The organism is Polluticoccus soli (assembly GCF_029269745.1).
GTDB lineage: Bacteria > Bacteroidota > Bacteroidia > Chitinophagales > Chitinophagaceae > Polluticoccus > Polluticoccus soli.
The window spans coordinates 210,640-225,512 of record NZ_JARJHT010000003.1; the positions used below are offsets into that span (position 1 = coordinate 210,640).

The following is a 14,873-nucleotide window of genomic DNA, read 5'->3' on the forward strand; positions in this document are numbered from 1 at the left end:
CACAAATTATCACTGTTTGAAGACGACGGGATGTGAACTACGGCTTAAAACGGAGAGGAGAGAGAGATGGAGAAACAACCCCTGACACGCCAACAAGCGGAAGATCTGCGGGAGCAATTCAGTCACCTGGTAGGACAGCCGCTAAACACGGGAGTAGACGACAGTCTTGTTATAGACTGCGTTGCCGTGGTGCCGTATGATGATATAAACCGATACATATACCTGATAGATTACAGGGAGTGCCGCGATGTGATAGAAGCATTGGGCTTTTACGTGGGTCCGCTGTTCGATGTAGTATTGATATCGGTAATGAAAAGCGACCGGACACAGGTATTTTACAAAGAACTAAGAACATACCTGCAAGAGCAAAATCTTAACAGAGCCGACCAACTGGAATCTCCGGAGGTCAGTGACAATATTTAATTTCTGTATGGTCAACCAAAACCAGCCTCATGATGTCTATCATGGGGCTTTTTTGTTGTGCACAGGATAACACAAAAAGGCAACACGTTACGAAAAGATATAAAGTTTCATTAACTTGTAGGTTTTAAAACTTAGCAGAAGTGAAGCACTATACCCTTTTCCTGCTCTTTACTTTATTATCAATAGTAGCAGGTGCGCAAACTTATTACCCGGTAACGCATACCTCTGGTACGCAAACCATCGGTACCAACAACGTAACCGTAACAGGCCTGGGGTCTGTATATGTACCGGGCATATCCTGCGGTGTTGGCCCTTACGGTATCGGACTGAGCAACCTGCCGGGTGGTTTCATGTTCCAGTTCTCTACACCCATCAACCGCATACGATGCAGGTTCTATGCGTTCCATAATACGGAGTCGTACGTGGTGTTTGGCAATGGCGTGCAACACCTCATTACTACGCCCGATGTATCGCTGACAACAATAGGGTGTCCCGCTACTTCGATACTGCCTACAGTTACCAGCACAGGCGTGGTGCTTAATGCTAACCCGAGTACCATACCGTTGGTAGATAACATACACCAGGTGGATATACTGTTTTCAACACCGATGGATTCAGTACGCGTATGGCGCTTGCTATCGACAAATGGTGGCGCGTGCATACACGATTTTCAGTTCAGTTTCGATACCATGGCTGTGATCACGCAACCCTATATCGACACTGTAAAATGCCCCAGCGATAGTGTGCATGTGGCGTTTACCACGATCTCCAACTTCCAAGCAGGTAATGTATTCACTTTGCAACTGTCAAATGCTTCTGGCAGCTTTGCAGCACCGACCAACATCGGTACGCTCGCAGCTACCACCGCAGGCACTATTCATGGCAAACTGCCAAACTCACTACCCGGCACTGGTTACAGGGTGCGCATAGTAAGCACCAACCCGGTGCGCACATCGGCCGACAATGGGGTGAACATAAAAGTGGTGGGCGGCATGGGCAGCGTACTGGCCACAAGCAACAGCCCGATATGCCAGGATGCCACGCTCAACCTATCGGCCAGCGGCGGCTTGCCCAATGCCACATACGACTGGACAGGGCCGAACTCATATACATCTGCTACCCAAAATCCAAGCATAACCGGCGCGCAGCCCACACACTCTGGCGACTATATAGTAACTGCCTCGCTGAATGGTTGCAGCGTGAAGGATACCGTGACTGTATTAGTAAAGCCAAAACCTGCAGTGCCTACAGCTAACAACAATGGTCCTGTATGCGAAGGGGCCAGCATCAACCTGACGTCCAACAGCACAACCCCGGGAGCATTGTATAATTGGACAGGCCCTAACAGCTTTACAGCTGGTCAGCAAAATCCAACCATCACTACTACTGTATTGGCACATACAGGTGTATTTAGTGTAACCGCTACGCTCAATGGTTGCACTTCGGCGGCGGGTACTACAAGTGTAACCATCAAGCCATACCCCACAGTACCGACAGCGGGCAACAACACACCCATCTGCGCAGGTGCTGATCTGAACCTCACGGCCAACACCAGCACAGCGGGTGTAACTTATACATGGACGGGGCCTAATGGTTTTACATCGAGCATACAAAATCCAACCATACCTGCAGCAGGACCCAACGACGCAGGCACTTACACGGTAAAGGCTACACTTAACGGATGTACTTCAGGTGCGGCATCAACTACACCGGTTATCAATATCGTTTCTTCTATAGGCGGCTGGGCCAGCCCGAGCGATACGGTGTGCGCAGGTTCTACCGTGACCTTTGTGGTAGTGCCTAATAACCCCGGCCCTACACCGACGTACCAATGGTATAAGAATGGCGCACAAATAAGCGGAGCTAATAGTACGCTGTATGCTACCAGTGCGGTAAGCGATGGCGATTCTTTCTATTGCCAGATGATAGCGCCTAATGTTTGCGCGAATACATTGAACTTATATAGCAACGGCATCAAAATGCATGTGTTGCCTATTACTACAACACCATCAATAGACATCAACTCTAACCCAGCTACACCACTGCCGGGACAGAACATCCTGTTCATGGCGACTGTCAGCAATGGCGGTTACCAACCAACTTTCCAGTGGCAGCGTAACGGACAGAACGTTGTTGGTGCGATACATGCCAACTGGAGCACATCTGGCCTGCACCCTAACGATAAGATCAACTGCATCGTACAAAGCAGCGACCCTTGCGCTACGCCAAAGAATGCTTTCAGTGATACGATGGTGGTGAACTTCCCTACTGGCATCAACGAAGTGAACAAAGGCGAACTGAGCTTGTACCCGAATCCGAATAATGGTGAGTTTATTGTGAACATCCCCCTTGCCCCCTTCAAAGGGGGGAATTTACGTGTCGACGTTGTCGACGCTGTGGGACGTAAGGTGTACCAATCAATTTATCAAGCCAATACCCCAACAATTGAAATTGCTTTGCCCGCTTCTGTAGCCAACGGTGTGTATATGCTGAAGTTGCGAGCGGATGAGGAAACACATACCATACGTTTTACAGTTAACAGGTAAGTCCATTTAATTTGCCCATACAACCTTAACCTATTATGTTTCGTTTTGCTTTTTTTATTGCTGCCTTTGTAAGCTTGTTTGCATTTACCAGCCAGGCGCAGCCCTACTATAAAGTATCGCATACATCCGGCACACAAACCATCGGCACCCATGCCGTTACGGTTACGGCCACCAATGCTGCATCCACATACTCGCCGGCCAGCTGCGGACTGGCGGCTAACTCGTACTTAGTGGCTCAGAACAATACCCAACTGGGATATAAATACGCCATGGTACCCCCTGTGTATAAAGTCCGTTTCATGATGCAGGGGCAGAATATGGGCGAGGTCGTTACTTTTTACGTCAACGGTGTGGCCTATACGCTCACCGGCGCCAATATTACCACTCCGGGAGCATGCTTTCTGACCGGATTGCTGATAGCTGTGAGCGGCAACCTGGAGGTTAACACCGGTGCAGCCAGCGGAAATGTGGACATCAATACCACCTTCCCTATAGACTCTGTGCGCCTGCACCATAACGGTTCCTATTCTCTGGGCGGCATTGCTTACGAATTCTATTTTGCCGACGATACCGTCGTCACTGTTGACCAACCATACACCGATACACTGAAATGCCCCGGCGATAGTGTACACGTAGCCTTTACCACCACCCAGCCTATGCAGGCGGGCAATGTATTCACACTGCAGTTATCAAACGCCTTTGGCAGCTTTGCTACACCCACAAACATCGGCACGCTGACAGGAACCACGAATGGTACTATTCATGGCAAACTGCCTAACGTTACACCTGGCACAGGCTACAGGGTGCGTATAACCAGCACTAACCCTGCACGCATATCGCAGGACAACGGGGTGGATATAAAAGTAGTGACCACGCTGGGCAGCATATTTGCCGGGAGCAACAGCCCCATATGCGAGGATGCGACGCTGAACCTGACGGCCAGCGGTGGCTTGCCTGTTACCACCTTTACCTGGAGTGGTCCCGGCTCTTATACTTCATCCTCGCAAAATCCTTCTATCACAGGCGCGCTGCCATCGCACTCGGGCGACTATATAGTTACTGCCCTGACGAACGGCTGCAGTGTGAAGGATACGGTGACGGTATTAGTGAAACCAAAACCTGCCGTACCTACTGCCAACAACAACGGCCCGGTATGCGAGGGTGCAAGCATCAACCTGACGGCTAACAGCACTACACCGGGCGCGCTCTATAACTGGACCGGACCTAACAGCTTTACGGCCGGCCAGCAAAATCCAACCATTGCTACAACTGTTCTTGCACATACAGGTACCTTTAGTGTAACTGCCAGCCTCAATGGTTGTACATCTGCGGCAGGCACAACTAACGTTACCATCAAACCATACCCCGCAGTACCAACAGCGGGCAATAACACACCCATATGCGCAGGCGCTAACCTGAACCTGACCGCTAACAGCAGCACTTCAGGCGTTACTTATTCGTGGACGGGACCTAATGGCTTTACATCGAATACACAAAATCCAACTATACCAGCCGCCACACCAAAAGACGCGGGCACTTACCAGGTAACTGCAACACTTAACGGTTGTACTTCAGCGGCTGCATCTACCGTGCCTGCTATCAATATCGTTTCGTCTATTGGTGGATGGGCAAGCCCGAGCGATACAGTGTGTGCGGGATCTACGGTAACATTTGTGGTAGTGCCCACCAATCCCGGTCCTACGCCAACATACCAGTGGTATAAAAATGGCGTGGCCATAAGCGGCGCCAACAGCACACTGTACGTGACGAGTGCAGTAATCGATGGTGACTCTTTTTATTGCCAGATGATAGCGCCTAATGTTTGCGCAAATACACTCAACCTGCACAGCAATGGCATCAAGATGCACGTATTGCCAATTACAACAACGCCATCTATAGATATCAGCTCTAACCCCAGTACACCACTGCCGGGACAAAACATTTTGTTCATGGCCAATGTGAGCAATGGCGGTTACAAACCTACCTTCCAGTGGCAGCGCAACGGACAGAACGTTGTTGGTGCGATACATGCCAACTGGAGTACCTCGGGCCTGCATCCTAACGACAAGATCAACTGCATAGTAGAAAGCAGCGACCCTTGCGCCACGCCAAAGAATGCCTATAGCGATACGATGGTGGTGAACTTCCCGACAGGCATTGAGGATATAAACAAAGGCGAGTCGAGCTTGTACCCCAATCCGAATAACGGGTCGTTTGTAGTGTATCTCCCTTCTGCCGGAGGATATGTGAGCATTGACGTTGTCAATACAGTGGGACAAAAGGTGTACTCGGTACCAATGGCTACCGGAACCAAACTGGAAGTGACCCTGCCGGCCTCTGTAGCTAATGGCGCTTATATGCTGAAGCTGACCACTAATGAGGGCGTGCAAAGCATACCATTTACAGTGAGCAGGTAATGCGAACCCGCATGTGTTCAACATGCTATAAATAAAACATTAAAGAAGTGAAGAACTATACTCTATTCCTGCTGGTCATGCTACTATCGGTGGCGGCGGGTGCGCAAACTTACTACCCGGTAACACACAACAGCGGACCCCAAACCATTGGCGGGCGCACTGTAACAGTAACTGGTATCAATGTCAGCAGTGTATTCCCGGCTTTCAACTGCGTAGGCCCATACCTGATAGGCAGCGGCGGCATCAATGGATATAAATTCGAGTTCAGTACTCCTGTATACAAAGTGCGGACAAACTTCGCCATCATGCATACCGGCGAAAATGTTCGCTTCTTCATCAACGGCTCGCAGTATATGCTTACACCAACAGACGTCAGTGCATTGCCTGTAAGCTGTTCGGGCATGGGTGGTACAGCCATAGCCCTATCGGGCGATCTTTCTTTCAATACTGCTGCCGGCGCCCACCAGGGTGCGCAGGTCAATATCAGTTCGCTCACCGCTATCGATTCTATACGGATCATGCACACGACAGGTGCAGGCGGCGGTTGCCTGATGGACTTCGCTTTTGCCGACGATACCACTATTACGATCACCCAACCTTATATCGATACCCTGAAGTGCCCCAGCGACAGCGTGCACGTGGCCTTTACGGTCAACCAGACTATGCAGGCGGGCAATGTGTTCACACTGCAGCTATCGAACGCCTTTGGCAGTTTTGCTACACCGGTAACTATCGGCACACTCACTGCTACCACCAGTGGCATCATTCATGGCAAACTACCTAACGTAACGCCCGGCACGGGCTACAGGGTGCGCATAGTGAGCACCAACCCCGCACGCGCATCGCAGGACAATGGTATAAATATAAAAGTGGTGAACACGCTGGGCAGCGTGCTGGCTACCAGCAATAGTCCTATATGCGAGGATGGCACGCTCAACCTGTCGGCTAGCGGCAGCCTGCCCAATACTACCTATGGGTGGACGGGACCGAACTCTTATACATCGGCTATACAAAATCCAACTATTGCAAGCGCGCAGCCCACACAGTCGGGCGACTATATAGTAACCGCGTCGCTGAACGGCTGCAGTGTAAAGGATACAGTGACGGTATTGGTTAAACCAAAACCCGCAGTACCTACGGCCAACAACAATGGTCCTGTATGCGAAGGGGCGAGCATCAACCTGACTTCCAACAGCACAACACCAGGTGCGCTGTATAACTGGACAGGACCTAACAGCTTTACTGCGAGCCAGCAAAACCCGACTATCGCAACAACAGTATTAGCACATACCGGCACATATAGTGTAACTGCCAGCCTCAATGGTTGCACATCAGCAGCAGGCACAACTAACGTAACCATCAAGCCATATCCTGCAGTACCAACAGCGGGCAACAACACACCCATCTGCGCAGGCGCTAACCTGAACCTGACTGCCAACAGCAGTACTTCAGGCGTTACTTATTCGTGGACGGGACCGAATGGCTTTACATCTGCTACACAGAATCCAACTATAAATGCAGCAGGGCCAAACGACGCAGGCACCTACCAGGTAACTGCGACGCTTAACGGTTGTACTTCAGCGGCGGGATCAACTGTGCCTGTTATCAATATTGTTTCTTCTATTGGCGGCTGGGCGAGCCCTAGTGATACAGTGTGCGCGGGTTCCACAGTGACCTTTGTGGTAGTGCCGACCAATCCCGGTCCTACGCCAACATACCAGTGGTATAAAAATGGCGCGGCCATCAGCGGTGCCAATAGCACACTGTATGTAACGAGTGCAGTAGCAGACGGCGATTCGTTCTACTGCCAGATGATAGCACCGAATGTTTGTGCTAATACGTTGAACCTTTATAGCAATGGTATCAAGATGCATGTGCTGCCTATTACCACCACGCCGTCTATCGATATCAGCTCCAATCCATCAGCACCATTGCCGGGACAGAACATTTTGTTTATAGCGAACGTGAGCAATGGTGGTTACAAACCCACCTTCCAGTGGCAGCGCAACGGCCAGAACGTTACTGGTGCCATACACGCTAACTGGAGCACATCTGGCCTGCACCCTAATGATAAGATCAACTGCATAGTAGAAAGCAGCGACCCTTGCGCCACACCAAAGGCAGCTTACAGCGATACCATGGTGGTGAACTTCCCGACGGGTATCAATGACATGAATAAAGGCGAATTGAGTTTGTACCCGAATCCGAATAACGGATCGTTTGTTGTGTATCTCCCTTCAGCCGGTGGACATGTGCGCATCGATGTTGTGAATGCTGTGGGACAAAAAGTATACACGGTCCCAATGGCTGCAGGAACCAAAATGGAAGTGACCTTGCCGGCTTCAGTAGCCAATGGCGCTTATATGCTGAAGCTGACCACAAACAATGGAGTGCAGACGATACCATTTACAGTAAACAGGTAGTAATTGTTGCATTTACAATAATTATTATCTTTAGTATCCCATTACCCAACCTACTACTCTATGAAGTACTTGTTGCCCATGGTGCTGTTGCTGGCACCCATCTTCGGTTATGCTCAACACCCGAACATTGTAGTTAATCCGGGGTTTGAGCAGTACAATTCTTGTCCTGTTTATGGCGTTTATAACCTAACAACACTTTGCACTAACTGGCGAATGTACAATGGGTACATGGTCGAGTATTACAACACCTGTTCCTCCTGGTTGGACCAAGATATTCCAACAAACTGCTTTGGCTATCAACAAACTGTTGCGGGAGACGCGTACATTGGCATATACGAGCATTACTACAATCCCTCTTCTCCAACCGACTTAAAGGCATACGCCGCCGGCTATATGGCCCCCATGCAAGCGGGAGCAGCCTACGAGGTAACCATCCACGTTTCACTTTCAGACTATTCAGGCTGCGCCACAGATGATCTCGGTGTCTTCTTCTACGACTCAGGACCATCAACTGTGCCAACATCCGGCAAGCTCAATGTCGCTCCGCATGTATCATACAGCAATTACGGCATCATCAGCGATAAAATAAACTGGACCAAACTCAGAGGCTTTTTTGTAGCCGACTCAGCCTACGACAATATTGTGATCGGCGGATTTCCCGGTGCCACACCTATCACACCGCTTGTTATCTCAACAAATTATCACTGCAACTATTATGTCGACTCAGTTTTAGTGAGATTAAGAGATACACTGTATATCGACTACAGAGATTCAATGATATGTGGCACAGATAGCTTTATGGTTCCTTACAATGCTTACTCAGGCTTTTTCCATGCGGGCAATGTATTTACCGTGCAGTTGTCTGATGCTAACGGAAGTTTTGCCAACCCGATCAACATCGGCTCAAAGACTGATACCGTCTCCGGTAATATTAAGGCTGGCTTACCCGCAACAATTACTCCGGGGTTAGGTTATAGGATGCGCGTAATTTCCAGTAATGGCGTCCATGTATCCGAAGACAATGGCAAGAATATTTCCATAGGGATGATTAGCCCCGCCAAGCCTGTAGCAACAAGTAACACACCAGTATGTTCGGGCAACACGATCAACCTCTATGCATCCACTACCTCTACAGGCATTACCGGTTGGAAATGGAAGGGTCCCAATTTTTCTGCAGCTTCTCAAAACACCTCTCTTGCCAGTGCCCAGTTGGCAGATAGCGGCGAGTATGTAGTTACTGTATTCAAGTATGGGTGCCTTGCGCGCGATACAGAATTTGTTACGATCAAACAGTCGCCACCTGCGATAAACGCAATCAGCAACAATCCTGTATGTGCTACTGATTCAATAAAGCTAAACGTAACCAACGTAGCCAACGTGGTATACGGTTGGACAGGGCCTAACAGTTATTCGTCATCATTGCAAAGGCCGGTAATTACTCCAGCCAGTGCCTCTCATAGTGGCACCTATACTGTAACGGCAACAGCGGGTAATGGCTGCGCAGTATCATCTGCCGTTATTGTAACGGTACAACCGATGCCGGCAATACCAAGCGCTACAAACAATGGCCCGGTATGCAGTGGCGATAGTCTTAAACTTTTTTGCAGTACTACGACTGCGGGTGTTACTTATGGATGGACAGGACCCGGCAGTTATAATTCGACCCTGCAAAATGCTGCGAGAGCCAATACTACTGTAGCTCATTCGGGAGTATACACATTGACAACTAACCTGAATGGCTGCAAACAGTCCGATACTACACAAGTAACCGTCAACCTGTCGCCGGCCAAACCAGTAGCCGCTAACAGCGGACCGGTTTGCGAAGGAGTTTCATTTAATCTTTCGGCTAGCAACCTTACAGTAGGCGCAACATATTCATGGGCGGGCCCGGCAAGCTATACAGCCAACACTGCAAACGCCAGCAGAACAAGTACAATACCTGCACACAGTGGCAACTACATAGTAACTGCCAACATGAATGGATGCGACAGGAAAGACACCACGGCTGTAACAGTAAAACCATTGCCGGCTATTCCTGCACTTACAAGCAACAGTCCGCTTTGCCCCGGCGACAGCATGGGGTTGACAGCAACAAGTACCGCAGGTGCAGTTTACCAGTGGACTGGTCCCGGAGGTTATACAACGATACAGCAAAACCCGTACAGGCTAAATGTGAACACTTCGTATTCGGGAAGCTACAGTGTTACTGCCACGCTTAATGGCTGTAGTAGTTCAAACACTACCACGGTACTTGTCAATCCGACACCGGCTACACCTGTGGCTACCAGCAATAGTCCTGTATGTCCTAACACACCGATCAACCTTTTCGCGAATAACGTTTCAGGTGCCACTTATAACTGGACCGGCCCGTTATCTTATTCTGCTGCACAACAAAATCCTGCTATCAACAACGCAACTTTATCGCAAGCCGGCACCTATTCGGTTACAGCTACCGTAAATGGATGCGTATCCCAGGCGGGCACAACAAACGTTGCGGTCGCCACGCCGCCGGCAACCTACACGGCTGGCAGTAACAGCCCCGTATGTGCAGGGGGTACACTCAATCTGAGCGTAACCAACATGCCCGGTGCGGTCTTTACGTGGAGCGGGCCAAATGGCTTTGCAGCTACAACACAAAACCCTTCGATAGCGCCCGTACCATTGAATGCGGGTGGAATCTATTCTGTGTACGCTACTTTGAATAGTTGTCAATATGCTACTGTAACGACCAACATTACCGTCAACAACGTCTCCTCCCTCGGCGTCTACCCCAGTCCCAACGATACGTTGTGCATCAATAACGCCAACGCAAATTTCGTAGCAGTGCCCTTCAACGCAGGCACAGCGCCGCAATACCAGTGGTATAAGAATAACACACTCATTGGCGGTGCAACAACCATCTCTTACCCTGCTACCGGCATTGCAGACGGCGATAGTTTCTATTGCCGGATGACGGTGACGGGCCTTTGTGCTGATCCGCTGGTGCTGTATAGTAATAAGGTGGGCATGACGGTGCTGCCACTTACTGTGGGTCCTACTGTAACGATAACAGCGGATCCCGGTACATTACTCAGTCCATGGCAGCTGGTGAAGTTCACGGCTGTGGCTACCAATGCAGGCACGCTGCCCAAATACCAGTGGAAACGCAACGGGCAGGATGTGATAGGCGCCACCAGCAATGTATGGAGCGCTAATAATCTTTCGAACGGAGATACCATTAGCTGCGTAGTAACCAGCGGGGTCTGGTGCGCTTCGCCTGCCAGCAATACGAGCAACAGGATGGTGGTGAATATCAAGACCGGCATCTCGGATATTGATGCCGACAGGAAACTGGATTTATACCCGAACCCTAATAACGGGTCGTTTGTTGTGTACATTCCCCTTGCCCTCTCTCGTGGGGGACATGTGAGCGCCGATGTTGTCGACGCGCTGGGAAGGACTGTTTATAGCGACCGGTCGCAGCCTGTAGAGAACAGGTTAGAGATCGCCCTGCCGGCTTCTGTGGCCAATGGGGTGTATATGCTGAAGCTGCAGGCTGATGGCGTGGTGTACCATGCCCGGTTTACGGTGAGCAGGTAGAAAATAACCATATAACGAATGAATACCCGGTCCGGGGCCCCTTTGGCGGCCCCGGATTGCGTTTTTAGGGGATAAATGCTTAATTTAAAGGGGTTAATCGGCACACAATGAAGCAATTATTACCCATCAGTTTATTTATTGCATTGCCCTGGCTGTTGCAGGCCGCTCCTGCATCGGGAGGCAAAAAACTGCAGGAGGCGCCTTTGTCCTTCATCGAGAACAAGGGGCAGATAACCGGCAGTAATAAAAAGCCACGCACAGACATAGACCTGAAGCTGGAAGCGGCAGGTGTGCGCATATTCATAGGCGACGGGCAGGTGCACTATATGTGGAAGAAAACAGCCACGCCTCAACGCACCGAAGACAAGACAGGCAAGATCACGCCAGCTACCTTCGAGACCTACCGCATGGATGTAGAACTGGTGGGGGCTAATAAGAACGCTGTAATCGTAAAAGAGCAGCAGCAACCATACTACGAGAATTACTACGTGCCACAATGCCCGGAGGGCGTTACCGCCCACAGCTTCGGCAAGGTGACCTATAAGAACGTGTACCCAAACATTGACTGGGTGCTGTATGCCAGCAACAACCAACTGAAGTACGACTTTATAGTACGCCCCGGCGGCAAGGCCAGCGATATCAGGCTGCGCTACAAAGGCGCCACAGAGCTGAGCATGAAAGACGGCGCGGTGACCGCACGCACCCCCCTGGGCAGCGTGACGGAGAAGAAACCATACAGCTACGATGCAGTGACGAAGAAAGAACTGCCATCGTCGTTCATAGTAAAGAACAACGAGCTGCGCTTTGCCGTGGCGGCTTCAGAGAACACGGTAGTGATAGACCCCGTGCTGGCATGGGGTACCTACTACGGCGAGGCCGGCATGGATGACTATGGAGAAGCAGTAGCAACTGATACGGCAGGCAACGTGTTCCTCGCGGGCTATACTTATAGCGACGATGATATCACTGATCCTTTTAATCCATCATTCCAGCAAATCCTGCAGGGAACGATAGATGCATTTATCGTAAAACTGAACCGCGACGGACAACGCGCGTGGGCTACTTACTATGGCGGTCTCGGCGATGAGTTCTGTAACGATGCACTGACCAACCAGGCCGGTGAAATATACATCTGCGGTAAGTCCAACAGTCTATCGGGTCTTGCCTTCCCTCCATGGGTACACCAGACCAGCAACCAGGGCGGCGATGATGCCTTCCTGGCCAGGTTCAATGCAGGCGGCCAGATAGTATGGGGTACTTTTTATGGTGGCAACGGTGATGAAACCTGCGAACGGATGGCGATAGACGCCGCCGGCGAAGTGTACATCACCGGAAGGACCGCCAGCAACAACAAGATCCATTACACCTCGGGTTTTAAAAGCGCTTATAGCGGCGGCGGTGGCGATGCCTATGTTGCAAAATTCAGTACATCGGGCACGGTGCTTTGGGGCACCTACTTTGGCGACGTAGCCCTGGACTGGGGCCACGCCATTGCGGTAGATGCCAACAACGATGTATTCATGACAGGCGAAACATGGTCGTTGAACCTTTATTGCACACCCGATGCGGAGCTGGATACACTTATCTACAACCCACAACCCCCACCCAGCCCGCCGCCACCACCAACAGACATAAGCAATTCATTCATTGTAAAGTTCTCCCCTTATGGCGTGGTGTTGTACAGCTCCTACCACGACGGCTGGGATGGCAGCACTGATGTCACTTCACGACCGTCAGACCTTTGCGCCGACAGCAAGGGCAATGTGTATATGGTTACGGATGTGGGCAAGACAACCCTGAAATTCAATAACCAGGGTAAATTTCAGTGGGTAAAAAGCCTGGGTGGAAATAACATTGTTGCAGACAACGAAGACAACATATACCTGGCAGGTTCTGTGGCTCACCTTACGCCCACTTATTCTACGCCGGGTAGTTACCAGTTCAATCCCGGCGGTGGTTGGGATGGTTACCTCCTCAAGCTGGACCCTACAGGTAACCAAACCTGGGGCAGCTACTACGGCGGCGCCAACCACGACTACATAAAAGGCCTGGCGCTAGACAGGAGAAACAAACTGTATGTGTGCGGCAATACCAACAGTCCCAGCGGTATCACTACCCCCGGCACGCACCGCGACACATGGACGACCATTGGCTATGCTACTACCGACGCCTTCATTGCTAAATGGCACGATTCCATTGCTACCCTCGAGCCGTTCACCGATACGATTGTTTGTCCTCCGGATTCTATAGAGCTGGCCTACGTAGCCGAGGTGCAATTCGGTGCGACCAACACTTTTTACCTGCAACTTTCGGATGCTAATGGCAGCTTTACCAATCCTGCCACTATCGGTTCTTTTTACTCCAACCAAAGCGGCACGATAAAAGGCGGCATACCAGCGAACATCACACCGGGCAATGGTTACCGCCTGCGCATTGTGTCATCATCGCCAGTATATACTACACCAGACAATGGCAAGAACATACGCATACTGGAAAAGGCGAAACCTGTTATTACGGGCAACCTGCAAGTATGTACCAATGATTCTATCAACCTGACAGCTACGAGCACTACACCAAGTGTACTGTTCACATGGAGCCTGCCGGGCGGCATTGGTCAAACGGGAGCATCGGTAAAAATTGGTCATGCGACAGAGACACACGCCGGCCGTTATGTGGTGACTGCAGACAACTTTGGCTGCGGCAGCGAAGACAGTGTTGAGGTGATCATTAATCCACGCCCTTATGTAACTAAGTTAACCTACAAAGGCCCTATATGCGAAGGCTCGAACCTGGCCATGACCGTTGAAGGCAGTATGCCGGATGTAAGCTACAAATGGGTAGGTCCTAATGGTTATACGTCGACCGAGCAATCGCCGACTATTACGGGTGTCACTCAAGCTAATATTGGTTTGTACTATGCCTTTATGACCTCAGACAAGGGTTGCGTTTCAGACTCGAACTCCCTGAACGTGGATATCATAAAACTGGAAGCCAACATCAAAGAAATAGAACTGCGCACACCGGGCGATACCATCAAGTTTGAAGGATCGGCCAACAGGGATGGCGTAACATGGAGCTGGACCGGCCCCGGCGGCTTTGTATCGACACTGCAAAATCCGTTGCTGGAAGACATTGGTGTTGACCAGCGCGGTGATTATTTCCTCACCGTATCGAAAGACGGCTGTACTGCTAGCGCCAGTACACATGTTCGTGTAACGGAGGAGATCAGCTTCGAGCTATTCCCTAATCCTAACAAAGGCAGCTTTACCGTAAAGGGCAATACTGAAAAAGACCAGGTGGTGAACCTTGATGTGGTGGACGCGATGGGCAAATCCATCTACCGCGACCAGGTAAAGGCATTCAGAAAACATTTCAATAAGACGATCAATATGCCGGTAGAACCCGCAGCCGGCGTGTACATACTGCGCCTCGATGTAGGCGGTAAAAACAGCGATGTGAAGTTTGTGATAAGCGAGTAAATGAAA

Annotated in this window: 6 protein-coding genes; all 6 read left to right on the forward strand. The window is 50.5% G+C overall.

Going from position 1 to position 14,873, the window contains the following annotated elements:
* Positions 1-66: 66 nt before the first annotated feature.
* Positions 67-423, forward strand: a complete 357-nt coding sequence (locus P2W83_RS17140; protein WP_276134996.1) for a hypothetical protein — start codon at positions 67-69, stop codon at positions 421-423.
* Positions 424-563: 140 nt separating this feature from the next.
* Positions 564-2,969 (forward strand): Ig-like domain-containing protein, encoded by a 2,406-nt coding sequence (locus tag P2W83_RS17145; RefSeq protein WP_276134997.1) that lies wholly within the window; start codon positions 564-566, stop codon positions 2,967-2,969.
* A gap of 35 nt (positions 2,970-3,004) precedes the next feature.
* A complete protein-coding gene (locus P2W83_RS17150) occupies positions 3,005-5,386 on the forward strand; it encodes a T9SS type A sorting domain-containing protein (RefSeq protein ID WP_276134998.1) in 2,382 nt (793 codons plus the stop codon).
* Positions 5,387-5,433: 47 nt separating this feature from the next.
* Positions 5,434-7,809 carry a T9SS type A sorting domain-containing protein gene (locus P2W83_RS17155; RefSeq protein WP_276134999.1) on the forward strand — a complete coding sequence of 792 codons (2,376 nt, stop codon included), beginning with the start codon at positions 5,434-5,436 and terminating at the stop codon, positions 7,807-7,809.
* 60 nt (positions 7,810-7,869) lie between these two features.
* Positions 7,870-11,388 carry a T9SS type A sorting domain-containing protein gene (locus P2W83_RS17160; RefSeq protein ID WP_276135000.1) on the forward strand — a complete coding sequence of 1,173 codons (3,519 nt, stop codon included), beginning with the start codon at positions 7,870-7,872 and terminating at the stop codon, positions 11,386-11,388.
* A gap of 107 nt (positions 11,389-11,495) precedes the next feature.
* A complete protein-coding gene (locus tag P2W83_RS17165) occupies positions 11,496-14,867 on the forward strand; it encodes a DUF7948 domain-containing protein (RefSeq protein ID WP_276135001.1) in 3,372 nt (1,123 codons plus the stop codon).
* Positions 14,868-14,873: the final 6 nt, after the last annotated feature.

Excerpts from the sequence above, each read along its gene's own strand:
- P2W83_RS17140 (WP_276134996.1), top strand. The coding sequence starts at position 67 with ATGGAGAAACAACCCCTGACACGCCAACAAGCGGAAGATCTGCGGGAG.
- P2W83_RS17165 (WP_276135001.1), top strand. The coding sequence starts at position 11,496 with ATGAAGCAATTATTACCCATCAGTTTATTTATTGCATTGCCCTGGCTG.
- P2W83_RS17160 (WP_276135000.1), top strand. The coding sequence starts at position 7,870 with ATGAAGTACTTGTTGCCCATGGTGCTGTTGCTGGCACCCATCTTCGGT.
- P2W83_RS17150 (WP_276134998.1), top strand. The coding sequence starts at position 3,005 with ATGTTTCGTTTTGCTTTTTTTATTGCTGCCTTTGTAAGCTTGTTTGCA.